The 24,416-nt window shown below is 59.6% G+C and carries 24 protein-coding genes; 9 read left to right on the forward strand and 15 right to left on the reverse strand.

The genetic code is table 11. The features are described from left to right. Positions 1-146 precede the first annotated feature (146 nt). Entirely contained in the window at positions 147-1,121 is a 975-nt protein-coding gene (locus tag FYJ74_RS05250) for a D-2-hydroxyacid dehydrogenase (RefSeq protein ID WP_154528531.1), read from the reverse strand. A gap of 261 nt (positions 1,122-1,382) precedes the next feature. On the opposite strand from FYJ74_RS05250, the gene FYJ74_RS05255 reads away from it, so the two are divergent. Further along, a complete protein-coding gene (locus tag FYJ74_RS05255; RefSeq protein ID WP_195838814.1) occupies positions 1,383-2,015 on the forward strand; it encodes a flavodoxin in 633 nt (210 codons plus the stop codon). Between the two features lie 171 nt (positions 2,016-2,186). Here the strand turns inward: FYJ74_RS05255 and FYJ74_RS05260 are convergent, their stop codons facing one another. The 6 genes from FYJ74_RS05260 to FYJ74_RS05285 all read right to left on the reverse strand — a co-directional run bounded on the left by FYJ74_RS05260 (position 2,187) and on the right by FYJ74_RS05285 (position 11,441). After that, complete coding sequence (locus FYJ74_RS05260; protein ID WP_154528533.1) at positions 2,187-3,350, reverse strand: helix-turn-helix domain-containing protein; 1,164 nt, start codon at positions 3,348-3,350, stop codon at positions 2,187-2,189. 301 nt (positions 3,351-3,651) lie between these two features. Beyond that, entirely contained in the window at positions 3,652-4,041 is a 390-nt protein-coding gene (locus FYJ74_RS05265; RefSeq protein ID WP_154528534.1) for a bleomycin resistance protein, read from the reverse strand. Positions 4,042-4,144: 103 nt separating this feature from the next. Next, positions 4,145-5,674: a glutamine-hydrolyzing GMP synthase gene (gene guaA, locus FYJ74_RS05270; RefSeq protein ID WP_154528535.1), complete on the reverse strand. Its 1,530-nt coding sequence runs from the start codon at positions 5,672-5,674 to the stop codon at positions 4,145-4,147. Between the two features lie 127 nt (positions 5,675-5,801). Then, positions 5,802-7,658, reverse strand: coding sequence for a DEAD/DEAH box helicase (locus tag FYJ74_RS05275; protein WP_154528536.1), 1,857 nt, complete (start codon positions 7,656-7,658; stop codon positions 5,802-5,804). 76 nt (positions 7,659-7,734) lie between these two features. Further along, on the reverse strand, positions 7,735-9,171 hold the full coding sequence (proS, locus tag FYJ74_RS05280) for a proline--tRNA ligase (RefSeq protein ID WP_154528537.1): 1,437 nt from the start codon (positions 9,169-9,171) through the stop codon (positions 7,735-7,737). Between the two features lie 152 nt (positions 9,172-9,323). Further along, entirely contained in the window at positions 9,324-11,441 is a 2,118-nt protein-coding gene (locus tag FYJ74_RS05285) for a patatin-like phospholipase family protein (protein ID WP_154528538.1), read from the reverse strand. A gap of 311 nt (positions 11,442-11,752) precedes the next feature. Here FYJ74_RS05285 and FYJ74_RS05290 point away from each other — a divergent pair, with 311 nt between their 5' ends. Further along, entirely contained in the window at positions 11,753-12,679 is a 927-nt protein-coding gene (locus FYJ74_RS05290) for a DMT family transporter (RefSeq protein WP_154528539.1), read from the forward strand. 271 nt (positions 12,680-12,950) lie between these two features. Next, positions 12,951-13,298: a YtxH domain-containing protein gene (locus FYJ74_RS05295; protein WP_229769356.1), complete on the forward strand. Its 348-nt coding sequence runs from the start codon at positions 12,951-12,953 to the stop codon at positions 13,296-13,298. A 100-nt stretch (positions 13,299-13,398) separates the two neighbouring features. On the opposite strand, the gene FYJ74_RS05300 is transcribed toward FYJ74_RS05295, so the two are convergent. Next, entirely contained in the window at positions 13,399-14,355 is a 957-nt protein-coding gene (locus FYJ74_RS05300) for a CRISPR-associated endonuclease Cas3'' (protein ID WP_154528540.1), read from the reverse strand. Positions 14,356-14,635: 280 nt separating this feature from the next. Here FYJ74_RS05300 and FYJ74_RS05305 point away from each other — a divergent pair, with 280 nt between their 5' ends. Next, positions 14,636-15,217 carry a DUF5662 family protein gene (locus tag FYJ74_RS05305; RefSeq protein ID WP_154528541.1) on the forward strand — a complete coding sequence of 194 codons (582 nt, stop codon included), beginning with the start codon at positions 14,636-14,638 and terminating at the stop codon, positions 15,215-15,217. 125 nt (positions 15,218-15,342) lie between these two features. Here FYJ74_RS05305 and larE read toward each other — a convergent pair whose 3' ends face one another. The 4 genes from larE to FYJ74_RS05325 form a co-directional block, all read right to left on the reverse strand. Continuing rightward, positions 15,343-16,152: an ATP-dependent sacrificial sulfur transferase LarE gene (gene larE / locus FYJ74_RS05310; protein ID WP_154528542.1), complete on the reverse strand. Its 810-nt coding sequence runs from the start codon at positions 16,150-16,152 to the stop codon at positions 15,343-15,345. 21 nt (positions 16,153-16,173) lie between these two features. Continuing rightward, positions 16,174-16,995 carry a nickel pincer cofactor biosynthesis protein LarC gene (gene larC, locus FYJ74_RS05315; RefSeq protein ID WP_154528543.1) on the reverse strand — a complete coding sequence of 274 codons (822 nt, stop codon included), beginning with the start codon at positions 16,993-16,995 and terminating at the stop codon, positions 16,174-16,176. Next, positions 16,992-17,747 (reverse strand): nickel pincer cofactor biosynthesis protein LarB, encoded by a 756-nt coding sequence (larB, locus tag FYJ74_RS05320; RefSeq protein WP_154528544.1) that lies wholly within the window; start codon positions 17,745-17,747, stop codon positions 16,992-16,994. The genes larC and larB overlap by 4 nt, the downstream gene beginning before the upstream one ends. Positions 17,748-18,045: 298 nt before the next feature. Next, positions 18,046-18,474, reverse strand: a complete 429-nt coding sequence (locus FYJ74_RS05325) for an RrF2 family transcriptional regulator (protein ID WP_154528545.1) — start codon at positions 18,472-18,474, stop codon at positions 18,046-18,048. A gap of 542 nt (positions 18,475-19,016) precedes the next feature. On the opposite strand from FYJ74_RS05325, the gene FYJ74_RS05330 reads away from it, so the two are divergent. Genes FYJ74_RS05330 through FYJ74_RS05340 form a run of 3 tightly spaced genes read left to right on the forward strand, consistent with a single transcriptional unit; the run spans position 19,017 to position 21,677 of the window. Continuing rightward, positions 19,017-19,952, forward strand: coding sequence for an ABC transporter substrate-binding protein (locus FYJ74_RS05330; RefSeq protein WP_154528546.1), 936 nt, complete (start codon positions 19,017-19,019; stop codon positions 19,950-19,952). A gap of 22 nt (positions 19,953-19,974) precedes the next feature. After that, the gene (locus FYJ74_RS05335) at positions 19,975-20,889 is read left to right on the forward strand and encodes an ABC transporter permease (protein WP_154528547.1); all 915 of its coding nucleotides are present in this window, start codon (positions 19,975-19,977) and stop codon (positions 20,887-20,889) included. Further along, entirely contained in the window at positions 20,883-21,677 is a 795-nt protein-coding gene (locus FYJ74_RS05340; RefSeq protein WP_154528548.1) for an ABC transporter ATP-binding protein, read from the forward strand. Before FYJ74_RS05335 ends, FYJ74_RS05340 begins: the two co-directional genes overlap by 7 nt. Before the next feature lie 86 nt (positions 21,678-21,763). Here the strand turns inward: FYJ74_RS05340 and FYJ74_RS05345 are convergent, their stop codons facing one another. From FYJ74_RS05345 to FYJ74_RS05355, 3 genes are all read right to left on the reverse strand, one after another. Beyond that, on the reverse strand, positions 21,764-22,051 hold the full coding sequence (locus tag FYJ74_RS05345; protein WP_009163915.1) for a helix-turn-helix domain-containing protein: 288 nt from the start codon (positions 22,049-22,051) through the stop codon (positions 21,764-21,766). A 222-nt stretch (positions 22,052-22,273) separates the two neighbouring features. After that, positions 22,274-22,444 (reverse strand): hypothetical protein, encoded by a 171-nt coding sequence (locus tag FYJ74_RS05350; protein WP_154528549.1) that lies wholly within the window; start codon positions 22,442-22,444, stop codon positions 22,274-22,276. 26 nt (positions 22,445-22,470) lie between these two features. Next, positions 22,471-23,358 (reverse strand): LysR family transcriptional regulator, encoded by an 888-nt coding sequence (locus FYJ74_RS05355; RefSeq protein ID WP_154528550.1) that lies wholly within the window; start codon positions 23,356-23,358, stop codon positions 22,471-22,473. A gap of 112 nt (positions 23,359-23,470) precedes the next feature. On the opposite strand from FYJ74_RS05355, the gene FYJ74_RS05360 reads away from it, so the two are divergent. Together FYJ74_RS05360 and FYJ74_RS05365 are read left to right on the forward strand one after the other, a co-directional pair. Continuing rightward, a complete protein-coding gene (locus FYJ74_RS05360) occupies positions 23,471-23,701 on the forward strand; it encodes a MerR family transcriptional regulator (RefSeq protein ID WP_154528551.1) in 231 nt (76 codons plus the stop codon). Between the two features lie 253 nt (positions 23,702-23,954). Then, positions 23,955-24,395, forward strand: coding sequence for a cyclophilin-like fold protein (locus FYJ74_RS05365; RefSeq protein WP_154528552.1), 441 nt, complete (start codon positions 23,955-23,957; stop codon positions 24,393-24,395). Positions 24,396-24,416 lie beyond the last annotated feature (21 nt).

Raw genomic sequence — 24,416 nt, forward strand, 5'->3', positions numbered from 1 at the left:
TTATAGATTAACACAACTCCGAAAGGCTTCGCGCGCGGACGACGGCATTATACGCCGTATCCGTAGTCCTTTTCCCAAGCGGTCGCCAAAACGGACGGCGCGGCGGCTCATGAAAAATTTTCACAGGCGGCCGCGCCGTTCTGCGTTCAAGCGTCTTTTTTCACGTCGACAACATGGGTCCTCGGCTCGCCGCGCGTCCAGGCGCGCAGGTTGTCCCCGGCGATGCGCACGATGCGGTTCAGCGTTTCGGGCAGATAAAAGAATCCGGCCACGTGCGGCGTGATGATGACGTTGTCGAAACCCCACAGCTCGTCGTCGGCGGGCAGCGGCTCCGGCTCCGTCACGTCCAGGGCCGCGCCGCCGAGATGCTTGGCGCGCAGCGCCTTTTTCAGCGCTTTCGGGTCGACGGCGCTGCCGCGGCCGACGTTGATGAGAAAGGCGCCCTTTTTCATCAGGCCGAGGCGGCGCTCGTCCATCAGGTGTTTCGTCGCGGCGGCGCCGGGCAAAACCATGGCGACGATGTCGGCGCGGGGCAGCAGGAAGTCGAGCTCGTCGATGGCGTGCAGTTCGTCGAGATAATCCGGCTTTTCACTGACGCGGCGGCGCACGCCGATGACGTGAGCGCCAAGCGCGTGCGCCTTGCGCGCGTAAGAGCCGCCGATGTCGCCCAGGCCGAGGACGAGGATCGTCGCCCCCTCCACGGAGATGATGTCGCCGCGTGCGCTCCACTCGCGCCGCGCCTGATTGAGGGCGTACTGCTCGAGGCGGCGCACCAGCGCGAACGTCAGCGCCAGCATGTGCTCCGACACGGTCAGCCCGTAAGCGCCCGAAGCGCTGGTGAGCCGGCAGCCCGGGGGAAGCGCGCCGGGCCGCGCGTAGGGATCGGCGCCGGCGGAATTGAGCTGCAGCCATTCGAGCTTCGGCGCGCCTCTGGCCAGTTCCGGCGGCAGGTTGCCGATGACGACGTTCACGTCTTCCAGATCGGCGGCGCTCAGACCGCCTTCCTTATAGACGAACTGACAGTCGAAATTTCCGCCCCCGGCCTGTTCCTCCAGCCACATCTTGTGTTCTTCCGTGACGGGCATCACGGTAACGAGAATCTTTTTCGTTGTCCTGCTCATTTTGGTCACTCCCTTGATTTGTGCGTGCCGTTTTCCATTTTCCGGAAAACCGCTGCGGCAGCGGCCGTTTTTCCGCACGCCGAAAACGCCCGCCGACGTTCCAGGATCATTTTAGCAGGAGCGCCCCGCAAAAAGAAGCGCCGCTCAAAAGACGGGCAGGATGCAAAGTTCCCCCTCGCCATAAAGCCCAGTCCATATGTTATAGTGATGACATCATCACAGCGGCCCATAGGCCGCGATCTTGCGAATGAGGTGATCCCAATGAAAAAACTGATGATGATTCTGCTGGCGCTGCTCATTGTCGCCGTCGGCGCCGCCGCGTGGAAATGGGAGTCCGTCGTCGGCTGGCTGAACACGAGCCGTGCGCGCGTAGACGCCACCGCCGCGGAAAAAGACGTGCTCGGCACGACCGCCAAAAACGGCAAAAAGATCCTTGTCGCGTATTTCTCCTGGGGCGGCAACACGCGCGCGGCAGCCCGCGCCATTCATGAAAAAATCGGCGGCGACATCTTCGAGATCCGCACCGAGACGCCCTACCCCGCCGGTTACAGCGACACCGTGACTCAGGCCAAAAAGGAAAAAGCCGAAAACATCCATCCCCCGCTGACCGCCTCCGTGCCCGACATCGGAGACTACGACCTGATCCTGCTGGGCTATCCGATCTGGTGGTTCGTGGAACCGATGCCCATCCGCTCCTTCCTCGACGCCCACAACCTCGACGGCAAAACTATCCTGCCCTTTGCCACCAGCGGCGGCAGTTCGATCCAGAAGAGCGTCGAGAGCCTGCGGGCGTCAGCCCCCAAAGCCGACATCCGCGACGGCCATCTCTGCAACGTGACAAGCTCCATCGACGCCTGGCTCAGCGAGGTCGGAGCGATGACCGGCCGGCGGTAATCACACAGGTCAAGCCCGGAGGCTCATCGAGCTCCCCGTGTGAACGTGATCTTGGCATGTTTCCGCCCAAATATTTCAATTTCTTTGTACGCGCACGGTTTTCTCGGCATCAAAAAATAAAGGAGCGACAGCAGCATGATTTTGCTGTCGCTCCTTTATATATACCTCGTTTTATTCTGCGAGCTCCTCTTCCTGCTCTTTGCAAATAGCCTCTTCTATATTAAACAGCGGAAGTTCGATAATCGATACATTGTCTTTATTAGAAAAATTTTCTGTTCCATCATAATCTTGAAAGAACAAAAACCGTTCGTCAGAAGCTTCATCGCCGAATTCGTAGATTAACGAGATTTCCAAGCTCAAGGATTGCTCTTGATCAAAATCAATGTGATGCTGTTCTATTTTTCCGCCAGCGTAGTAAAAGACGGCTGCTTCCTCAGATGACAATATGTCGCCTGTACCTTCATTTTTCTTGACGTAGCTGTCCAGGAATTCGCACAGATTCTGAGAGATAACGTCTTCCGGTACCTTTTCTCCCGAATCGCTGTAATCAATATAGTCCCTCAACGACTCATATACGACTGATGGAGTTTCACCGTAGTCAACAGGCTGATCCCAATTGCATGCCTCGGGCGCATCGCAAGCATCATCAAGCAAAATAATTCGATCAACATTTTTCGTGTTTATCCAAAGAACTTTGTTATTCATGCAAGGAATGACAAGATATCTGTGTTCGATCCAACCATAAACCATGCTTCGCGCGGTTCCGGTAATCGGATACCAAAGATATTTCTCGGAAGATGAGGGAAGAATTCCCACATGCCCCCAGAACCCGTTTTCCGCTAATTCATCTCCTGCGCTGCAACGGTCAAGAGACGCTTCCCACCTTGCTATTTGCGGTGGAAAATAATTCGTCCCCAGGAGGCTCCGCACGCCTGTGCGCAAGGCATAGGCAAGGTCGCGAAGTTCAGAGATCTCAGCTTCTGCGCCGGCTTCAATTTCTTTCAGTCGTGCCGTCGATACTCCCGTACGTTCGGCCAGCTGCTTCTCGTCAACTCGAAGAAGCTGCTTCAGGAGCCGGGTTTGATTGAATCGATTCGGGCTGTTCCCCATGAACATGTCTGCAGAGATTTTCAAACTTTCAAGAGCCTTTGCGATATGTTTTTCGTAATTCGTCTTGTTCGTAATGCCTGCGGACAAAAGCTTGTCCAAAGTCGGGCGCGATATGCCCGCGGCCTTGCAGAAACTCGCTTTTGTAAAACCACGTTCAAGCAACATCGATTCGAGTTTCGCTCCGACAGCGCTGCGCATATCAAACAAGTCCGCTATCTCATACATTTCATCAGCCTCCTTTTGGGCTTAGTATAGCCCAGCCCTCAAGACATGTCAATAAATATTTTACACTTTTACATTCAGATATTTACATTCCCTGCTCGTCAAAGCCACTGTCATGTAAACCGCGGGCCATCGTTGCATTTAAGAAAACATCGGCGTTGCGTTCAGCCTGACGCAATTTCTCGGACGCGATTTTTAAGCGGAGCGCTCCCAAACGTCCAACTTCTTGTACTGATCTTTCTTAACAAGCACAAAAAAACACATGGCTGAAGGATTTTCCGCTCTTCAGCCATGTGCTTTTTTGTTACTCCGTAAATCTCAATAAATACCCGTCGGGATCCTGAACCAAAAACTCTTTCTGAACGATCTCTTCCGTCCCGCTTCTGTAGCGATTCGCCGCCAATCTTCTAAACGGCACGATCCCCGCAGCTATCACTCGACCGTAAAGCTCTTCCACATCGGAAACGGACATCTCAAAGTTTACGCCCCTGCCAAAGGGATACTCCAGGACGCCCGTGCTCCAGCTGCCGTTGTCCTGTTCAAACATCAACTGATTTTCCTCCAAAGACAAAAATACGAATTTATCTTCAGGGCGCTCATACTCAATGTTGAATCGCAGCACGTGCGTATAGAACTTCTTCGTCCTTTCGATATCCCTAACGGTCAACTCAGGGATCAAAGAATTGAATTTCATATCTCATACCCCTCAAAGCTTCGAATTCATTTTTATTATATCCACAAAAGCCTCCCAACACAAACTTCTGGGAGGCTTTTTGAGAAGCAGTGTATTTAGATCGTTATTCCCACTCCACCGTCGCCGGGGGTTTGCTGGTGACGTCGTAGACGACGCGGTTGACGCCGCGGACTTCGTTGCAGATCCTTGTGGAGGCGCGGGCCAGCACTTCGTGGGGCATGCGGTACCATTCGGCGGTCATGCCGTCGCGGCTGGTGATGGCGCGCAGGGCACAGACGCGGGCGTAGGTGCGCTCGTCGCCCATGACGCCGACGGTGTAGACGGGCAGCAGCACGGCGAAGGCTTGCCAGATCTCGTCGTACAGTCCGGCTCTGTTGATCTCTTCCAGATAGATCTTGTCGGCGGCGCGCAGGATCTCGAGTTTTTCCCTGGTAATATCGCCGAGGCAGCGCACGGCCAGGCCGGGGCCGGGAAAGGGATGGCGGCGCACGATGTTTTCAGGCACGCCGAGCAGGCGGCCGACGGCGCGCCCTTCGTCCTTGAACAGTTCGCGCAGGGGTTCGAGCAGCGACAGGTTCATGTCTTTGGGCAGGCCGCCGACGTTGTGATGGCTCTTGATGACGGCGGCGCCTTTGCGCTGGCCGCTCTCGATCACGTCGGGGTAAAGGGTGCCTTGCAGCAGCCAGCGGGCGCCTTTGATCTTGCGGGCTTCTTCCTCGAAGATGCGGATGAAGGTCTCGCCGATGATCTTGCGTTTCTTCTCGGGGTCGATGACGCCGGCCAGTCCTTTGACGAACTTCTCACTGGCGTCGACGTAGGCGACGTTGAGTTTCATCTGCCGGTAGCTGGCCAGCACTTCTTCGGCTTCGCCGGCGCGGAGCAGGCCGTTGTTGACGAAGATGCACTGCAGGCGTTCGCCGATGGCGGCGGCGGTCAGCGCGGCGGCCACGGAGGAATCGACGCCGCCGGAGAGGCCGCAGATGACTTTGTCCTCGCCGACTGCGGCGCGGATCTCGTCTTTCATTTTCTCGGCCCAGTCGCCGAGGTCCCAGTCGCCCTTGCATCCGCAGATCTTGAACAGGAAGTTGCCGAGCAGCTCCGCGCCTTTTTCGGTGTGCGAGACTTCGGGATGGAACTGCACGGCGGTGATGTGGTCGTCGGGCGTACGCATGCCGGCGACGACGCCGTCTTCGGACACAGAGGTGGGAACGAAGCCGGCGGGGACTTTTTCCACGTCGTCGCCGTGGCTCATCCACACCTGCGACCTCTCGGGCACGCCGGCGAAGAACGGGCACTCCCCGTCTGTGACGACGAGCGTGGCGCGGCCGTATTCGCGCGCGGCGGAGCGGCGCACGGTCCCGCCGTAGCGGAGCGCGGTCAGCTGCATGCCGTAGCAGATGCCGAGGATGGGCAGTTTGAGGTCGAAAAAACCCTCGGCCAGGCGGGGCGAATCGGGTTCGAGCACGCTGCGCGGGCCGCCGGAGACGATCAGTCCGGTGGGCGTGCGCGACATGATCTGTTCGATCGTCGCGTCCCAGGGCAGGATCTCGCTGTGCACTTTCATTTCGCGCACGCGGCGGGCGATGAGCTGGGTGTACTGCGAGCCGCAGTCGAGAATGACGATGTTGTCCATGAAGAACTCCTTTCGCGAATCGGGAAAAGTTGGCGTTCGATTTATTATATCAAGGGACGGGTTCTCCGGCGTTTGGGTGCGCGCGGGGAACCCGTTTCGTTTAATTCGAAAAGAGCGGGAAAACGCGCTACTCTTCCGCGGCGTCCAGCGCTTCCTGGATCTGCCGTTTCTTTTTGGCGCTGCGGCGGCGCCCGCCGCGGTGGCCGCGGCGCTTTTTCTTCTTCGCTCCGGCGTTCCCGTCCTTCTTTTCGGGCGGAGTTTTCTGAGCGGAAGGCGTTTTTTTGCGGACGCGGCGGCGTTTTTCGAGGCGCACGCGGTCGCTGGGGACGAGGCGGACTTCCGCTTCCGGCAGGTCGACGGCGGTGTTGTCCATTTCGAGGATGCGGTCCTCGAAACCGAAGACGGTGGGGTCGATCTCTTCGATGGCCTGTTCCACTTTGTCCATGCCGTTGAACTTGTATTCGTCGGGCAGCGAGTTGTTGTAGCGTTTGACGCGCAGCAGGGCCTGCAAAAAGTTCTTTTCGTACTTCTGGAACAGTTCGGCGGCGATCAAGCCGTCGGGATGGACGTATTCGTCGCCGCTGCCGGCGCCGCGGAAGAACAGATCGGCCATTTCCAGGTTCTGGTCGATCTCCATTTCGCCGTACCATACGTCGGCGAGGATGCGCTTGAACATTTCCTTGCGCCCGGGGGCCAGCAGGCCGAGGCTGGAATCGATGCGGCGCACGGCGTCGCGGATCTCTTCGAGCACGGTCTTGGTGCGGAGCTGGGGCAGCGAGTAGCGGGCGACGATATCGGCTTCGTTCTCGACGGTGCTGTGTTTTTTGAGGATGGCGCCGAAGTCGGGGCGCAGCTCGATCGTGGCCTTTTCGTCGCCGGTGCGCTCGAGCGCCTTGAACATCTCGCCGGTGTCGACGCCGCGGGATTCCACGGGGGAATCGGCGAGCCAGCTGACGAAGCCTTCGTCGAACAGCCCCTTGCGCCCGGCGCGCCCGGCCATCTGGCTGAAGCTGGTCTTGGTGAGGGGGCGGCGGTCGAAATATTTCACCGTCTGGGCGAAGACGACGGTTTCGGCCGGCAGGTTGACGCCCAGCGCCAGCGCGTCGGTGCCGACGACCACGTCGATGATGCGTTCGCGGTAGGCGCGCTCGACGAGCAGTTTTTCCTTGGGCAGCAGTCGGCCGTAATAGACGCCGACGCCTTTGTAGAGGTGTTTCTGCACGACTTTCACTTCGAGGATCCAGGCCAGATCGCGCAGACGGGCCTTGCGGTCCTTGTCGATGTCCATGCGCTGCGCGGCGATCAGGTCGGCGACCTGGTGCACGCCTTTCTGCGAAAACGCGAAGACCAGCGCATCGTGGATCTCGCGGGCGGCGAGCGCGCGGCTGAGATAGGTCAGCCTGGTCGTGCGCTCTTTGAGCAGGTACAGTTCGAAATCGCGCTCCATGACGCGCTCGAGGTAGCAGCGGATCTCGTCCGGCTGGCCGAAGGTGGCGGACATGACGAGGATGGGCACGGCGGGATGGGTCTTGCGCAGGCCGTCGATGTAGGCGCGGCTGCGCTCGTTTTCGCTGAAAATGTAATGGAACTCGTCGATGATCAGGCGGATGCGGTCGCAGCCGGCGTACTTGAGGTCGTAGATCTCCTGCGTGCAGCAGATCACGGGCGCGCCGTCGTTCTTTTTGAAGTCGCCGGTCTCCAGCCCCACGTCGAAGCCCATCTTGAGCAGATCCATGTAACGCTCGTTGCTGAGGGCCTTGATGGGCGCGGTGAAGATGACGCGGTCGCAGCCGCTGCGGTCGGTGAGCGGGCGGCCTTCGCCGTCGACGAGGCCGGCCCACAGGTAAGCCACCATGGTCTTTCCCGCTCCGGTCGGAGCCGACAGCACGGCGCTGAGGGGAGTTCCGCCGTCATCCGTCAGCTCGCCCCAGGCTTCCAGCTGCCACGGATAAAAAGGATAGACGCCCTCTTTATTTTCCTCCATGCTTTTTCAACTCCTTCCACGCGTATTACGCATAACGGCGCCTGAGTCCTGCCGCGGCCCAAGCGCTTTCCGTCCGTCAATAAGACTTGGCGAAGACGGCCAGATGCGCGCCCTCTTTGCCGGTGTAGACGCATTTTCCGGTGCGGTCTTTTTCGGCGAGGGGATAGCAGCGCACGGTGGCCTGCGTCTCTTCTTTAATCTTCTTCTCGTCTTCCTTGCTGCCGGCGAAGAAGCATTTGACCCAGCCGCCCTTTTCGAGCCGCGCTTTCAGCTCGTCGTAACTGCTTGCCTCGTACGTGTTGGCGTCGCGGAAGGCGCAGGCTTTTTCGTAGAGACTCTTCTGAATGTCTTCGAGGATCGCCGGCACGCGCTCGGCCAATTCTCCCCACTTCAGGTCTTCCCTGGCGCCGGTGTCGCGGCGCACGGCGCGCACGGTTCCGGCGGCGGCGTCCTTCTCGCCCAGTTCGAGGCGCAGCGGCACGCCCCTTTGCAGGTGGTAGAAGAAGCGGTCGGCGGGGCGCATGTGGTTCTGCTCGTCCACGCGCACGGTCAGCGGCCCGAGCACGTTGTTGAGCTCGTCGGCCAGCTCGCGGGCCTTGGCGTCGAGTTCGGCGAACGCGGCGTCGTCCTTGGAGATCGGCACGATCACGGCCTTGACGGGCGCGACGCGGGGCGGCAGTATCAGGCCGTCGTTGTCGGAGTGGGTCATAATGATGGCGCCGATCATGCGGGTGGAAACGCCCCAGCTTGTGGTCCAGGCGTACTGCATCTCGCCGTTCTGGTCCTGGAACTGGATGCTGAACGCCCTGGCAAAGTTCTGGCCGAGGAAATGGCTGGTGCCGGCCTGCAGGGCCTTGGTGTCGCTGACCATGGTCTCGCAGGTGTAGGTGTCGAGCGCGCCGGGGAAGCGTTCGCCCTCGGACTTGACGCCCTCGACGACGGGCAGGGCCATGTCTTCCTTCATGATCTTGGCGTAGACGTTGAGCATCTTCACGGTCTCTTCCTCGGCTTCGGCGGCCGTGGCGTGGGCCGTATGGCCTTCCTGCCAGAGGAACTCGGAGGTGCGCAGGAACAGGCGGGGGCGTTTTTCCCAGCGCAGCACGTTGGCCCACTGGTTGATCAGCAGGGGCAGGTCGCGCCACGACTGCACCCACTTGCTGTACATCGCTCCGATGACGGTCTCGGACGTGGGACGGATGACGAGCGGCTCTTCCAATTCTTCGCCGCCGGCGTGGGTGACGACCGCGCACTCGGGCGCGAAGCCCTCCACGTGCTCGGCTTCCTTCCGCAAAAACGACGAGGGGATCAGCAGCGGAAAGTAGGCGTTGACGTGCCCCGTCTCTTTGAAGGCGCGGTCGAACTTGGCCTGAAGGTCTTCCCAGATCGCGTAGCCCGTGGGGCGGACGACCATGCAGCCGCGCACAGGGGCGTAGTCGGCCAGCTCGGCGACCTTGATGATGTCCAGATACCACTGTGAATAATCCTGTTCTCTCGGGGTGATGTTGCGTGCCATGGCGCTCTTGTCCTCCTGCGTGAAATCGAAAGTCAAAACAAAATCCACCGCGGCGGAGCGAAGAAGCAGCACAAAGCGAAAAAAATATTTTTTCATTCCGTTTATTTTTTCGCCGCTTCTCTGTTTCTCCGCGGTGGTCTTCGTTCTATCACTTAAAACAAATGGAACGCGTCCCAGTTAGGGACGCCGATGCTGACGCCGAAGCGCCACTCCTTGCGGTCGGTGTAGACGGCGTACAGTTTGCCGTCGATGAGGCGGCGCGGCGCACAGAGCGCGACGCCGACTTCCCACGGCCGGGCGATCTCCGCGCCGTCGCTGCCCCAGGCGTACCCCTGACCGCCGAAGATCTCGGCGATAACGTTGCCGAATATGGTCTGCGACAGCGGATAACGCAGCTTGGCGCGCCACCAGGCAAAGCGCTCGGCCTCGATGGGGTGTTCCGCCAGGCTGTAAAGTTCTTCGCGGGCGCCAAGATAGGCGCTGAACAGGCGCTTATCGTCCATGTCGCCTTCCGTGAAGCCGCCCTGGAGCTCAGCCATGAGTTTCGGGCTGATGCGGCGGCGCCCTGTGAGGCTGAGCCGCATCAGCATGGTCCCCGTCTCGGAAGGCCACATCGAGCGGGCGTTCAGCAGCCACCCGTTGACCGGATCATCGGGATTGTCCATCAGGTTGAGCGTCGCTTCGAGGAACGGCGCCGCGTAGTTGGCGCTTTCGCCTCCTTCCACGCGACGCGCGGCCGTGGCCGACACGCCGGCGGAAAGGCGCAGACGTTCGTGCAACGTAAAGTGACGCTGCACGTCGAAGTTGTAGCGCTGCCATTCAAGCGGAGCGCCGGACGCGTCGATCCTGAAATGAGACGCCGACAGCCCCGCCTCCCAGAAGGAGCTGTGCGACACATCCATATCCCAGAAATAGTTGAAATCCGCGCCCCAGCGCTGGCCAAGGTAGAAGCTCGACTGCAGCGTGTCGCCAGGGGTGAACAGGTCGTAGCGGCGGCTGCCGATCACCAGCCAGCCCATGCCGCTGTAGGTGCTGGCATAACCGCCAAGCGAATAACGGTGCGCGGGGAAGCGTTGTACCTTGAGCAGCACGATGACGCCGCGCTCGGTGTCGAGCAGATCGTAATCGACGCTGCGGACGTCCTCGCGCTTGGCGATGTTGGCGCTGGCAGCGACGATCTCCTTCATGGGCACGGGGCGCCCCAGCCAGACCTTGAGCAACTCCCGCTCTATTTCCTTGCCCATTTTCTCGGGAACACCCACGACATGTACGCCCATCACGTGAGGCGGCTTGGGCGGCACCAGTTCCTTTTCCTTGACGGGGCGCCGCGGCGCTTTCTTCAACAGCGCGCGGATCTGCGGCAAAGCCTTGACGGCAGCGTCGCGCCCCTGCTGAATAATCTCGGCGGCAGGCGAGGTGCCGAGGATGGGGTACTCCTTCACGCCGGGACTGATCACCAAATCGGCCAGCGTCGCTTCGCGGCGCACATTCTGCATGGTGAGGATGGTGATGGACTGGCTGACCACGTCGAACACGGTACTCAGCTTTTCGCGCGGTTCCAGCTCGCTGGTGAGGTTGACGGCGATCACGGGATAGCCGGGGAACAGCTCTTTGGCCGTCTCCACAGGCATGTTGGAGACCATGCCGCCGTCGACGAGCAGGCGGCCGTTGATCTCCCACGGGTCGAACACGCCGGGAATGGACATGGAAGCGCGCACAGCCGAAGCCAGAGAGCCGCGGCGCAGCACCACTTTCTCGCCGCTGACAAGATCGGTGGCGATAGCTGCAAACGGTATGGGCAGACGGCGGAAATCGGTCACGGTCACGTGGGAAAGCAGCTGAGCGATGTGCTCGAGCACGCTCGTGCCGGCGACGAACCCCAGCGGTCCCGCCACTTTGTTGTGAACGTCGGTGTAGATTTCCGGCCGGATCATGCTGATGTCGCGCGTAGCTTTGTCGGACAAATTGAAATAATTGCCGCCGCTCGCCGTGACCAGTTCGCCGAGATTGACGTCCATGACGATTCGTTCCAGCTCCGCCGGCGTCCTGCCGCTGGCATAGAGACTGCCGACGATGGCCCCCATGCTGGTGCCGACGATGCCGGCGATGCCAACGCCTTCTTTTTCCAGTTCCCGAAGCACCCCGATATGAGCGTATCCCTTGATGCCGCCGCCCGACAGCGCCAGGACCACGTACGGTTTGTCTTCCGCGCCGGCCGGCGTCGCGGAGAACGTCAGCGCCATCAGCAGCCACAGCCATATTTTCTTCATGCCTCAGCGCCTCCTCACGGAATCATGGTCCATCGCTTCTCGCCATTTTTTACCGAGAAAATCCGACTCTCGGGCAGCGGATTGTTTTCTATCGACCAGTCGAAAACATGATCGAAGATATTTGTTTATTTTAGACGAGCCAACGCCGCTTGGCAAGTTTTCGCCGCGATTTCCACGCGCCGGACGCATGCGTTCTGCATGTTCGAAAAAGTTTAGTTCCTTCGCGTCTGCCATTTCGAGGCCAAAGCGGTAAAATAAGGTCGTTTTGGCCAACGTCTTTTTGCGTTCGGCACATTTTCCGAGGTGATCCGATGAACGAAAACAATTCGACATTGCAGCGCTATCTGCCAATGACGCTCGTGCTGCTGATCTGGGGTTTTATGAACGTGCCGGCCACTTATGCGCTGCGTGAGATGCCGCCGCTGGAGTTGCTGCTTCTGCGTACGGCTATCGCCGCCGCGATTCTTGCCCCACTGGCATACTGTCGTGAGCGGCGTTTGCTGCCGAACCGCAGCGATCTGGCGATTGCCGTGCTGATGGGCATTTTCGGAGTACTGCTCAACAATCTCTGCTTTTTCTACGCGATCAAGTTCACGTCGTTGACAAATATCGCCATCATCTTCGCCACGTCGCCGCTGATCACGACCATCCTGGCCGCCGTTTTCCTCGGCGAAAGGCTGACGCCGCGGCGCGTCTGCGGCATCGTTTTCGCGCTGGGCGGAGCGGTCTGCCTGCTCTGCAAAGGCGACCTGTCGCTGCTGGCCAATCTGTCGCTGAACAAAGGCGATCTGATGGAATTTTGCGCGTCTTTCTGCTGCTCGGCGATGACCGTGCTGGGCAAAAAAATCACAAAATCCTCGCCGATCGTGGTGACACTGTGCAACATGGCCGCGTCCTGCGTGCTGGCCGCAGCGCTCATCGCCACCGTTGGCCAGCCGATGAACCTGGCGCTGTCGGGACGCGCCCTGCTCGGCACGTTGTACATCGGCATTCTCGGTTCAAGCTGCGCTTACGTGCTTCAGCAAATATCAATCCAGCGCATCGGCGCGGGCGCGACAGGAGCGTTCCTCAACGGATCGCCGGTCGTCAGCATTTTCGCCGCCATGGTTTTTATGGGAGAAGCGCTCTCCATGATCCAGGCCGTCTGCGCCGCCGTGATCTTCGTGGGAATTTTCCTCAACGCCGGTGGAAATAAAGCATCAGGCAGCGTCGATTTGAAGACAAAAAGGGCCTCGTAAGTTTCATTCCTCCCAAACGCCTGCACCACATACCGCCACTTCTACGCTCCCCCGTTCCTGCAAGACGTCGATCGTAAATGGGGCGTCACTCTGCAAGCTCTTGAAGAGACCGTGCACCATAATGACCGCGACCTTTCGGAGAAAACGCCTCGCCTCTTGGTTCTACTGCGTTGTCCGGGTCGCAGTTTGCCATTCTGAAGAAATATAGTAAAATGTCGTCGTGGCATCCGAAAGAATGCCGCAAATTTAGAAAGAGGAGCTGTGACTCAAGATGAAAAAAATGATTCTTCTCATTCTTCTAATTGCCGCCTGTGTGCTGGGATATTGCTATTACAAGGGGATAGGCCCATTCGAGAAAACGCCTGACGGCAACGTTCAGATCAAGCAGGAAGTCAAGGACAAGGCAGCTGAGCTCAAGGACAAGGTTGTCGAAAAAGCTGAAGAGGTCAAAGAGAAGGCCGGCGAGATGAAGGATAAAGTCGTCGAGAAAGCCGGAGAGGTCAAAGAGAAAGCCGCGGAACTCACCGACAAAGCGGTCGAGAAAGCCGGGGAAATAAAGGATAAAGTGATGGATTCCATGGCTGACACGAAAGAAGAATCTGCTCCTGCCGCAAAGTAACGCTGGTTTCAATTAAAAAATACCGCGCCTCCATGTGGCCGGGCCGCATAAAAACAGGTGCTCTAAGGCCTCATGCAGCTTTCAACGCACCCTCGGCGCTCTAAAAATGGCAGAGAGTCGTTGGCCTTTTTAACGGAACACGGCATAAAGGCGCGAAAAGAAAAGCCTGTCTCAAACTCCCACGACAGAGAGGGAGAGAGACAGGCTCTTTTATATTATTTCTTGATAAAAGCGACTTTGCGGCCGCCAGACAGTCGTTCAGAACGTTCCGACGGCAGCGGTTCACCGGCGTATCTGCCGCAGATTCGGACAGCTTTTTCATGAAAAGGGCAAACGCCTTTTCGATCTCCGCAAGCGTCGCGTAACCGCCGCGGTCCTGCGTCCGTTCCGGCGTCATGAAGGATTCCGTGTCGAGAAAATCCGCGTCGATCAGGCACGAAAACAGCATCCTCACCCAGAGATGGAAATTTTCGCTCTCGTTTAGATAATTTTCCGTCGTCAGCCCCAGAAAAGACCTTGGCAACGGCGGCTGGCAATGCAACATCGAAGGGGCAAAATTGATCCGGGAATCCCCTTCCCCCAGACATTGCCCAATCTCTTCGACAGCTTTCGCCTCGTACGCTTCTTGGAATCGGCTGATCAGCGCCGAGCGCCCGTCGCCGTCCCAGTCGGCGAGTCCGGCGTGATGCCCGGCGATCGCATAGGCCAGCGCCCAGGCACACACCGCAGGCACGTCCATCGGCTCCTTGCGGCCGAGAAAATCACAAACAGCCGCCACGGCGCCGGCGACGCTGTGCTGGGGCGCGCTGCCGCCGTCACCGTCGAGCTTCTGCACCAGCTCCGGTTCACAGCCGCTGTCGTCCTTCAAGTGTTTCTGCCAGGCCGGCAGCGCTTTCCCGAGATCGTGCAGCCGGCCGGCGATGCGCCCCCAGTCCTCCGAGGCGAACGCGCTAGCAAACTCCGCCGCCAGCCGCGAGACCGCCTCGAGATGCTCGGCGAGCGTCTGTTTTTCCCACGAACCGTCTTCGTTTTTTCTCACATGGGCAAGAGGAATCAACGCATCACCTTCGTTTCTTCATTCTTTAACAACGTTTAGATTATATCAAAAATATCATTTAAAAACATCTACATTTTATCGCTCAAAAAAACTCTTCCCCCAAAAAACAACCGCAGAGTGCAGCAAATATAGCGCGATTGCACCGGGATATTTTATTATGAACGAAGCAAGAGCTTTCGCCGCTTTTACAAAGGGTTCTTCGGGTATAATGAAAAGACGCCCGCGGACGGCTCGCGGGCGTCAATAAAAATTATCACGGACGGCAAGGGGATGAACTGCGATGCATCCGCTCCTCCACTTCAAAACGATCACGCGGCACAAGCTGCTGGTGATGAAATTCTGTTTCCGCCTCGGACTGTACCGACAGGGCCTGCTGCACGACCTGTCGAAGTACGCGCCCGTCGAATTTTTCGTGGGCGCCAGGTATTACCAGGGCACGCGCAGTCCCAACAACGCCGAGCGCCTCGACAAAGGATACAGCGCGGCGTGGCTGCACCACAAGGGACGCAACAAGCACCATTTCGAATACTGGATCGACTACGCCGTCGGCGACGACGCAGACGGCGAAGCCCGGCCGATGTGCGGCATGGAGATGCCGCGGAAGTACGTGGCGGAGATGTTCTGCGACCGCGTCGCCGCCAGCATGATCTATCTCGGCGAAAAGTACACCGACGCCGCGCCGTGGGAGTATTACGACAGGTTCAGGAACCATTACCTCATTCACCCCAACACGGCGGCGCTGATCGAAGAAGCGCTGCGCGTGCTGAAGGACGAAGGCGAATCGCGCGCGTTCGAATGGGTGCATACGCATATTCTGCACGAGAGAAACGCGCCCCGCCGCGGAAAAAGGCGGACCGAATGAATTCAAACGGGAAACCGCCGGCCATACGTCGCCAACGACCATGTTCCACACGGAACATTCCATGAAAATCGAAAAATCTCCGTTTCCGAAGCGACCGTTCGGGAACGGAGATTTTTTTGCGCCAACTACTTTGTGCCCAGCGTTTCGTTCATGCTGCCGGTGCGGTAGCCCTGCAGGTCGAGCGCGGCATAGCCGAAGCCGATCTTTTTGAACTCGGCGGCGAGACGTTCGCGGTTTTGCATGACCAGGGCGAACTGTTCGGGCAGCGCTTCGATGCGGGCGACGTCGCCGTGAACGCGCACGCGCATCTGCGTCAGTCCCAGCTCGAGGAGCAGCTGCTCGGCCCGTTCGACCATGTTCAGTTTTTCTTCGCTGAGCGGTTCGCCGTAGACGAAGCGCGAAGCGAGGCAGGCGAAGGACGGTTTGTTCCACGTCGGCAGCCCCAGTTCTTTTGACAAGACGCGGATCTCGGCCTTGTACAGGCCGGCATCGCGCAACGGGCTTTTGACGCCCAGCTCGGCGACGGCCTGCAGGCCGGGGCGGTAGTCGCCCATATCGTCCATATTGCTGCCCTCGGCGACGCAGCCGAACCCGCGCGAGGCGGCCAGCGCGATCATCTTCTCGAAGAGGGCGCGCTTGCACAGGTAACAGCGGTTGCGCGGGTTTTCGCGAAGGCCGGGAACGTTCAGCTCGTCGCAGACGCAGATCTCGTGCCGGATACGCTCGCGCGCGCAGAAGTCGTTGGCCTCGTCGAGCTCGCGCCGGGGGAAAAAGCAGGACTGCGCGGTGACGGCGAGAACGCGGTCGCCCAATGCCTCGCGGGCGGCCTTCAAAAGAAACGTCGAATCGACGCCTCCGGAAAAGGCCACGGCCACGCCGCCGAACCCGCGCAAAAGGTCTTTGAGCCGTCCGTATTTTTCGTGAAGCTGGTCCATGAAGTAATTCCTTTCAGGCGTTTACTCGCTTTCGCCGAGGAAGGCCCGCACGCAGTTGGCGGCTTCAAAGTCTTTTTTGCCCATGCCGTAGCCGATGGCCGAGACAGCCATCACGGGCATGGCGCCGAAATCGGAGACGAAGCGCTTGAGCAACGCCGCGCCGGTGGGCGTGCACAGTTCGCCGCTCACGTGCCCGCCGTACATGGGGACACCGCGCAAAAGCAGAGCGGTCGCCGGCGCGGGAACGGGCATGACGCCGTGAGCGCAGTGCACATGTCCGCCGCCGACGTTGACGGGGGAAGCGATCACGCGCCGCGGCGCCAGTTCTTCCATCAGCGTGCAGACGGCGGCGATGTCGGCAACGGCGTCGAAAGCGCCCACTTCGTGGAAGTGGATTTCCGTCACCGGCACGCCGTGAACGGCGCTTTCGGCGGCGGCGATGAGCTCGTACACTTCGAGGATTTGAGAGCGCACGTTTTCGGAGGTGTTCAGTCCGTTGACGATAGCCTCGATGTCGGCCATGCCGTGGTGGGCGTGACGGCGATGCTCATGATCGTGATCGCGGCAGTGCGCCTCGTGCTCATGATCGTGGCCGTGCTTGCAGCAGTGACCATGGTCACGGGCGCTGCCTTCGCCTTCCTCCTCGCCGTCGACCGTGACGGTCATCTGCGTGCCGGCGATGCCGCTCCTGACAGCCTTCGCCGCGGCAAAACGCACGCCGGGCACACCGAGCGCGTTCAGCTTCGCGAGCGCCGCCTCCCGGTCCGGTGTCAGCTCCAGCAATGCGGCCGTCAGCATGTCGCCGGCCGCCCCCATCGCGCAGTCAAAATAAATCGTTTTCATTTTTTGACCTCCATATGATTGACCATGCTGGCAAAGTACCCCGCGCCAAAACCGTTGTCGATGTTCACGACCGTGACGCCGCTGGCGCAGGAGTTGAGCATGGAGAGCAGGGCGGATATGCCGCCGAAGGACGCGCCGTAGCCCACGCTCGTCGGCACGGCGACGACGGGGCAGTCGACCAGCCCGCCGACAACGCTGGCCAGCGCCCCCTCCATGCCGGCCACGGCGATGATGACGCTGGCGCTCATCAGCTCGTCGAGATGCGACAGCGTGCGGTGCAGTCCGGCCACGCCCACGTCGTACAGGCGCAGCACGTCGTTGCCCAACATCTGCGCCGTCAGTGCCGCCTCTTCGGCGACGGGGACATCGCTCGTGCCGCCCGTGGCGACGACGATGCGGCCGATGCCGTCGGGCTTCGGAAAGCCGCCGACAAGCCCGAGCCGCGCCTCGGCATGATATTCGATCGGGAAGGCGGCGTTCACTTCCTGCGCCGCTTCCGGCGACAGGCGCGTGACGATCGCGTTGTTCTGGCCGTGACGGGCCATGACGCCGAGAATGGCGACGATCTGCGGCGGCGTTTTGCCCGCGCCGTAGATCACTTCCGCCGCGCCCTGCCGCACGGGGCGGTGCAGGTCCACCTTGGCGAAGCCGATGTCCTCGAACGGCGCTTCTTTCAGGGCCAGCAGCGCCTGATCCACCGGCACCGCACCGTCGCGCACGTCTTCGAGCAGTTTTTTGATTGAAGTTTTCATCCTGTCACTCTCCGATCCGCCGCTGCGTGACCGCACATACGGCGTAGAGTCAGCATAATTGTACCTCATGAAGTTTGTTTTTCATTCTCGTTTTCGTTAAAAAAGCACAGGCTCTTCGCCCTTTTCAGAGCGCCGAAGGCGCGCCGAAAACTGCATGAAATCGCGCGCCAGCGTGGCATTCTCAATGACGCTTTCTCATTGAAAATCAGTATCAGATCAAAAAGGCGAACTTCAGGACGGAAAAAAGCTCCCCGCGCCGAAATGCTCCGACCGCGGGAAGCCCGGAATTTTTGCTCTTTCAAAGGCCGTCGGCGCCGGAACCGCCTTTTTTGACCAGATCCGCCAGCTTGCGCCCGTCAAGATAGGCGAGGATCATCGAATCCAGTTCCCGCCACATGGGCAACGTGCGGCATTCTCCGCGGCGTCTGCACTTTTCGCCGCGCTCCGCCAGGCAGCTCACGGTCGCCAGAGAAGGTTCGGTCAACCGCAGAATGTGCCCCACCGTCAGTTCTTCCGGCGCGACGGCCAGCTTGTAGCCGCCGCCTTTGCCGCGCATGCCGGCGAGAATCTTGTCGCGCACCAGCGACTTGAGGATGGCTTCCAGATACTTTTCCGAGATCTGCTGGCGCTCGGCGATCGCCCGCAACGGCACATAATCTCCCGTCTGATGCTCGGCCAGATCGATCAGTACGCGCAGAGCATAACGCCCTTTCGTCGAAACAAGCATGTGATATTTCTCCCTCGTTCACGGTAAAACGCCGTCTCATGTCAGCGCCATTATAATACATCAAGTCATAAATACGGACTCGCCCGCTCGTGCCCGGCCGTAAAAAAACACTTGCTTTTTTCGAATTTCGTGCTTAAATAATCCCAACGACTTCACAACGCCAAACCGAAGACGCGGAGATAAAACCGCAGCGCGCGCTCACAGAGAGCCGGGGCAGCTGAGATCCCGGCAGAAATGCGGCTCGGACAAATGGACCGCCGAGGGCGGACCCAAACGGCGAAAGCTCGCCCAGTAGGGCCCGACGGGAGCTCCCGTAACAGAGCGGGGATGTGTTGGCATCCCGCGAGCGGCCTTTTTCGCGAAAGGCAATCAAGGTGGCACCGCAGGCCTTTTTTCAGGACCTGTCCTTGAACGTATCCGTTCAGGGGCGGGCCTTGTTTTTTTGAGAAAGGAGGAAAAACTCGCTGCCCCGGCACCATGCGGCGGCCGTTGTGAATTTCGTCGTCCCGGAAAAAATCATTTTCGAAAGAGAGGTTTTTGTCATGACCATGAAAAAATTCTTCGCGACCTGCGCCCTGCTGGCCCTGTACGCCTCGTCATCCCTGGCCGCTCCGAAGCTCAGCGTCGGCATCGTCCAGCTGGTCGAGCATCCTTCGCTCGACGAAGTGCGCCTTGCCATCCTCGCCGAGCTCAAAGCGTCCGGCTACGGTCCCGACGTGGCGGAGATCGACTACCAGAACGGGCAGAATTCGCCTTCGCTGATCAGCGCCATCTGCCAGAAGTTCGTCGCCCGCGGGGTGAATGTCATCGTCCCCATCGCCACGCCCGCCGCGCAGGGCGCTGCCGCGGCCGCGGAGACAATTCCCGTGGTCTTCGCCGCCGTCTCCGACCCTGTTGCCGCCGGGCTGGTAAAAAACCCCGCCCGGCCTGACGGCAACGTCACCGGCGTCAGCGACGCCATCCATCCCAGCAACGTGCTCGACCTTGCCGAAGAGCTCACGCCTGGCCTGAAGAACTACGGCATCATCTACAATACCGCCGAAGCCAACTCCACCAACACGGTACGCAAGGCCGAGGCCGAAATGTCCAAGCGCGGCATCGCCTTCCGCGAAGCCGTCGTCTCCACCGCCGCCGAAGTCGTCCCCGCCGTCAACTCATTGATGGGCAAGGTCGACGCCATTTACGTGCCCGACGACAACACCACGGCGCTGGCCATGCCGCTGCTGTCGCAGGTGGCCATAGAGCACAAGGTGCCCGTCTATACCGCTGTGGACTCGCTCGTGCACGACGGCGGGCTGGCCACGAGCGGCATCAACTACACGAATCTGGGACGCCAGGCGGGGCAGATGATCATCCGCGTGTTGAACGGCGCAAAGATCGCCGATACGCCCGTGGAAGTGCTGCACGAGGTCTCGGTCGTGGTCAACGGCGAAACTGCCGCCGCGCTCGGCGTCGACGTTTCCAAATACGTCAAGTAGCCCGGCGGAGCCGCTGTTTCTCATGAGCCTTTTTCTGATTCGCGGCGCGGTCGAGCAGGGGCTGATCTACAGCCTTGTAGCGCTGGGCCTGTACCTTTCCTTTCGTACTCTCAACATCGCCGACATGACCGTCGACGGCAGCTACACGCTGGGAGCCGCCGTATCGGCGGCGCTGACGGCGACGGGGCATCCATTCTTGGCGCTGTTCTGCGCCGCTCTGGCCGGCGCGGGAGCCGGCCTTGTAACGGCCTTTTTGCAGACGAAATTGAAGATCCAGTCGATCCTTGCCGGCATCGTCACAATGACGGCACTCTACTCAGTCAACCTGCGCGTCATGGGGGGGCGCGCCAACTTGACGCTGCTGCGTCTGGACACCGTATTCTCGGTGCTGAAATCCGCGCTGCCGCGCGTCGCGCAGCCATGGACACGATTATTGATCGCCGCGGGCGCAGCCGTGGCCGTGGGGCTTATGCTCGTGTTTTTTCTGCGCACGCGACTGGGGCTCTCGATCCGCGCCACCGGCGACAATCCTCGCATGGTCAGCGCCTCGTCCATCAATCCGCAGTATACGATCACCGTCGGCCTGTGTCTGGCCAACGCCATGCCGGCCTTGTCCGGCGCGCTGATCGCCCAGTACCAGCAGTTCTGCGACATCACCATGGGTACGGGCATGGTCGTCATCGGCCTCGCTTCGCTGATCATCGGCGAGGTGCTGACCGGCGCCATGCGCTGGCCGTCCGTGCGTCGCGGCGTTTCCGCGGCGCTGCTGGGAGGCGCGGCGTACTGGCTTATCATCGCCGGCGCCATCTCCTCGTCGGTGTCGGCCAACGACCTCAAGCTGCTCTCGGCGCTGATCGTGGCAGCGGCTATCTCCTGGCCGGCGCTGGCGTCGCGCGTCAGGTTCGCGCTGCGGAAGAAGGCGAACCGTCGATGCTGACTCTCGACAGGATCAGCAAGACTTTCGACCCCGGCACGGCCAGCGAGAAAAAAGTGCTGGAAAACTTCTCGCTGCACCTCGATCGCGGCGAGTTCGTGACCGTCATCGGCTCCAACGGCGCCGGCAAGTCGACGATCATCAACGCCGTCAGCGGCGCCTTTTACGTGGACAGCGGCCGCATCGCGCTCGACGGACAGGACATCACCTTCATGAAAGATTACCGGCGCGCTCACTTCATCGGCCGCCTCTTTCAGGATCCCATGCAGGGCACGGCGCCTTCCATGTCGGTGGAGGAAAACCTTTCGTTGGCCTTCATCCGCAACGACGAGCACGTCTCCCCCTTTGGCCTCTCGGCGCGCGAAAAGAAATATCTGCGCGACCGCGTCGCCACGCTCGAGCTGGGGCTGGAGAACCGTATGAGCGCGCGCGTCGGCACGCTTTCGGGCGGCCAGCGTCAGGCGTTGACGCTGCTGATGGCGACGCTGGTGACGCCGAAACTGCTGATGCTCGACGAGCACACGGCGGCGCTCGATCCCGCCACGGCGGAAAAAGTGCTGGCGCTGACGAAAAACATCGTTGCCGAAAACAAACTGACCTGCATGATGATCACGCACAACATCAGTTCGGCGCTGGCGCTCGGCTCGCGCACGATCATGATGGACAACGGGCGCATCCTCTTCGACCTGCGGGACGAGGAGCGCGCCCGTATGACGGTGCCCGCGCTGCTGGACCGCTTCAAGGAGGCGATGCAGAAAAATCTGGACAACGACCGCATGCTGCTCAGCTGAGAACGAATACAAAAATCCGTCAGACATTCCGTTTTTCGGAAGTGTCTGACGGATCTTTCGTAAATTTCCTAACCACGCAGAAAAAACTACTTCTTTTTGACGTCGACAAATTCCACCTTAAGCGCCATGCCCAATCCTTTGGCGAGGTTGTTGAGCGTTCGCAGCGACGGGTTGCCGCGCCCGTTCTCGAGACGGCTGATGTCGGGCTGCGTGATGCCCGTCATCTCGGCGAGCTGCTTCTGCGTGACGTTCTTCTTGCGGCGCGCTTCGATCAGAGTCTTGATGACCTGATACTCAGGATCGTAAGCGTCCCACTTCGCCTTGTACTCGGGATCGCGAAGCTTTTTCTCCAGTTTCTTTTTGAAATCGTTCATCGCGGAATCTCTCCCCCTGTCAAAAATGGCAAAAAATTATTTACACAGAAATTTTTTACACTGCATTACACGAACACTCCCCAGCTCCCCCACACTTCAAGACCACGGATTCCCTCACGCCGCCCCGGCTTTAAGCAAATCGCACGACTTCTACATTGACACCAAAATAATTTGAGCACGCACTTATTTTCTTGGTTATTATATGGAATCATTCTTATAGTGTCAATAGGTTCCGCAATTTTCATTGACGCCAACACCTTGGCCTCGCTTCAGAAAGAACTGAACTCCCAGGATAAGCATGGTGACCGCCGGGACTTTCAGTCCAAAGCGACAGATCTCTTTCGGCGTTACGGCATTTTCCAAAATTTCTTTTTCGTTCAGAAGATCGCCCATAGCCGATCTTCCTCCATCCGCGGCAGTCATTCTGCCGCTTCGCACTGCGCGCGCAGCGCTGCAAGAAATCGTTCCGCAGCGCGTGAGTGAACCTGGTATTTTTTCCACACGACCTGCATTCCCGACTCCACTTTCGGCGAGAGAGGCCGAAAGGCAAGTCCGCTCTCGCCGCCGGTGCCGACAAGGCGGTCAAAGGTCAGCGCCAATCCCACCCCTTCTTTGACCATCAGCGAAGCGTTGAAGACCAAGTTGTAGGTCGCGGCTACATGAAGCTGGCCGATTTCTTTTTTCAGCCAGCGCGAGATATCGGACTCGATCATGCCCTGACGCGAAAGAATCAGCGGCTCGTCCCAAAGTTCCTCGGCGCGGATGGATTTCTTCTTCGCCAACGGATGGCCGGCGGGCATCAGAACTCCCCAGATGTCCTTCGCCGGCAACAGCAACGAATCATATTTTCTCGTGTCGATGGGGCCAAGCAAAATGCCGAAATCCAACAGGCCGCGATCCAACCGTTCGGTGACGTCGATGGAGTTGCCGCTGTACAGATGACAGCAGACGCGCGCACCTTCCCGACGCAACTGACACGCCGCCCGCCCGGCCATGCGCATGGCGTCGGTCTCGCCGGCGCCGATGAACACGCCGCCGCTTACGGCCTCGCCGTCCTGCTGCAGTTCGGCAAGCGTCTTCTCTTCCAGTTCGATCATCTCTCCGGCGCGCTTGCGCAGCAGCATTCCTTCCTCGGTCAGGCTGACTCGGCGCGCGCCGCGCACGAAGAGTTTCTTGCCCAGCTCCTTCTCCAGCTCCATGAGCTGGCGCGACAGCGTCGGCTGGGTCAGGTGCAGATAACCCGCCGCACGGGTGATGTTCTCTTCGCGGGCCACGGCCAGAAAATAACGCAAAACCCGCAGTTCCATAAATCCACATCCTTCCTTGCCGTATGCTTATCAGGCATTGTCAAGAATTTAACATGAGTATTGGATATTGTAAAGCTCAAAACCTATAATTGGCCTCATCAAGCAAAAAGGGGTGATCGCTCTGTACGACGATCTATCGCAGGAACGGACGCTCGTCCGGCATCTGAAAGACGCGGGCTGCGCGTCCGACGCGATCGGCCGTTTTACGGCTCGCGCGAAGGGGAACGAACGCCTGAAGTTTCTGGCCGAGCATCGGGAGCGCCTGCTGCGGAAAATCCACGCGGATCAGAAAAAGCCGGACACGCTGGATTTCCTGATCTTCGCCATGAAGCGCAAAGTTTGATAGTACGGTTGAGAGCGCCAACTTTTTAGGGGGGAACTTTTCACATGAAAAAAGTATTGGTTATCTCGTCAAGCCTGAGGCCGGGCAGCTCAAGACGCTGCTGGATCGCGCCGCCCAGCGCTCTTTTTCCGACTGCGGATTCCGCGACATCTATCGGCTGGCGACGGCGGCCGACGGTGAGCCGTACGCCGTGGATGGCGCCGAAACAGCCGGCGGAATCGAGAGTTATCCGGCCATGACAGAGGCCTCCGCTATGGGCAGGAGCGTCCAGGCCGTGCGCGCACTGTTCTTCGCCGTGGCGCTGCTGTCGGCGTTCATCGAGCCCGCCATGGCCGCCGAAAAGACGATGATCACGGCGACGATCGGCGGCAAGAGCTTCACCCTCGTCCTCGAAGACAACGCCGCCGCACGGGCGCTGGCCGCCAGATTGCCGCTCCGGCTGCGCATGAGCGAGCTGAACGGCAACGAAAAGTATTTCTCTCTCGACGCTCCGCTGCCAACCCAAAGCGAACGCCCCGGCCGGATCCGCGCCGGCGACTTCATGCTTTACGGCGATAATTGCCTGGTGTTGTTTTACGGAACGTTTTCCAGCGCTTACAGCTACACGCGCCTCGGGCGCGCCGCCGATTCCGAAGGTCTGTCGCAGGCGCTTGGAGACGGCGACGTCACGGTTCTCTTCGAATGGAAACGTTAAACCAATGCCTGTATGATGACC

This window comes from Pyramidobacter porci, assembly GCF_009695745.1.
In the GTDB taxonomy this organism is placed as follows: Bacteria; Synergistota; Synergistia; order Synergistales; family Dethiosulfovibrionaceae; genus Pyramidobacter; species Pyramidobacter porci.

Excerpts from the sequence above, each read along its gene's own strand:
- FYJ74_RS05250 (WP_154528531.1), bottom strand. The coding sequence starts at position 1,121 with ATGAGCAGGACAACGAAAAAGATTCTCGTTACCGTGATGCCCGTCACG.
- FYJ74_RS05255 (WP_195838814.1), top strand. The coding sequence starts at position 1,383 with ATGAAAAAACTGATGATGATTCTGCTGGCGCTGCTCATTGTCGCCGTC.
- FYJ74_RS05260 (WP_154528533.1), bottom strand. The coding sequence starts at position 3,350 with ATGTATGAGATAGCGGACTTGTTTGATATGCGCAGCGCTGTCGGAGCG.
- FYJ74_RS05265 (WP_154528534.1), bottom strand. The coding sequence starts at position 4,041 with ATGAAATTCAATTCTTTGATCCCTGAGTTGACCGTTAGGGATATCGAA.
- guaA (WP_154528535.1), bottom strand. The coding sequence starts at position 5,674 with ATGGACAACATCGTCATTCTCGACTGCGGCTCGCAGTACACCCAGCTC.
- FYJ74_RS05275 (WP_154528536.1), bottom strand. The coding sequence starts at position 7,658 with ATGGAGGAAAATAAAGAGGGCGTCTATCCTTTTTATCCGTGGCAGCTG.
- proS (WP_154528537.1), bottom strand. The coding sequence starts at position 9,171 with ATGGCACGCAACATCACCCCGAGAGAACAGGATTATTCACAGTGGTAT.
- FYJ74_RS05285 (WP_154528538.1), bottom strand. The coding sequence starts at position 11,441 with ATGAAGAAAATATGGCTGTGGCTGCTGATGGCGCTGACGTTCTCCGCG.
- FYJ74_RS05290 (WP_154528539.1), top strand. The coding sequence starts at position 11,753 with ATGAACGAAAACAATTCGACATTGCAGCGCTATCTGCCAATGACGCTC.
- FYJ74_RS05295 (WP_229769356.1), top strand. The coding sequence starts at position 12,951 with ATGAAAAAAATGATTCTTCTCATTCTTCTAATTGCCGCCTGTGTGCTG.
- FYJ74_RS05305 (WP_154528541.1), top strand. The coding sequence starts at position 14,636 with ATGCATCCGCTCCTCCACTTCAAAACGATCACGCGGCACAAGCTGCTG.
- larE (WP_154528542.1), bottom strand. The coding sequence starts at position 16,152 with ATGGACCAGCTTCACGAAAAATACGGACGGCTCAAAGACCTTTTGCGC.
- larC (WP_154528543.1), bottom strand. The coding sequence starts at position 16,995 with ATGAAAACGATTTATTTTGACTGCGCGATGGGGGCGGCCGGCGACATG.
- larB (WP_154528544.1), bottom strand. The coding sequence starts at position 17,747 with ATGAAAACTTCAATCAAAAAACTGCTCGAAGACGTGCGCGACGGTGCG.
- FYJ74_RS05325 (WP_154528545.1), bottom strand. The coding sequence starts at position 18,474 with ATGCTTGTTTCGACGAAAGGGCGTTATGCTCTGCGCGTACTGATCGAT.
- FYJ74_RS05330 (WP_154528546.1), top strand. The coding sequence starts at position 19,017 with ATGACCATGAAAAAATTCTTCGCGACCTGCGCCCTGCTGGCCCTGTAC.
- FYJ74_RS05335 (WP_154528547.1), top strand. The coding sequence starts at position 19,975 with ATGAGCCTTTTTCTGATTCGCGGCGCGGTCGAGCAGGGGCTGATCTAC.
- FYJ74_RS05340 (WP_154528548.1), top strand. The coding sequence starts at position 20,883 with ATGCTGACTCTCGACAGGATCAGCAAGACTTTCGACCCCGGCACGGCC.
- FYJ74_RS05345 (WP_009163915.1), bottom strand. The coding sequence starts at position 22,051 with ATGAACGATTTCAAAAAGAAACTGGAGAAAAAGCTTCGCGATCCCGAG.
- FYJ74_RS05350 (WP_154528549.1), bottom strand. The coding sequence starts at position 22,444 with ATGGGCGATCTTCTGAACGAAAAAGAAATTTTGGAAAATGCCGTAACG.
- FYJ74_RS05355 (WP_154528550.1), bottom strand. The coding sequence starts at position 23,358 with ATGGAACTGCGGGTTTTGCGTTATTTTCTGGCCGTGGCCCGCGAAGAG.
- FYJ74_RS05365 (WP_154528552.1), top strand. The coding sequence starts at position 23,955 with ATGGGCAGGAGCGTCCAGGCCGTGCGCGCACTGTTCTTCGCCGTGGCG.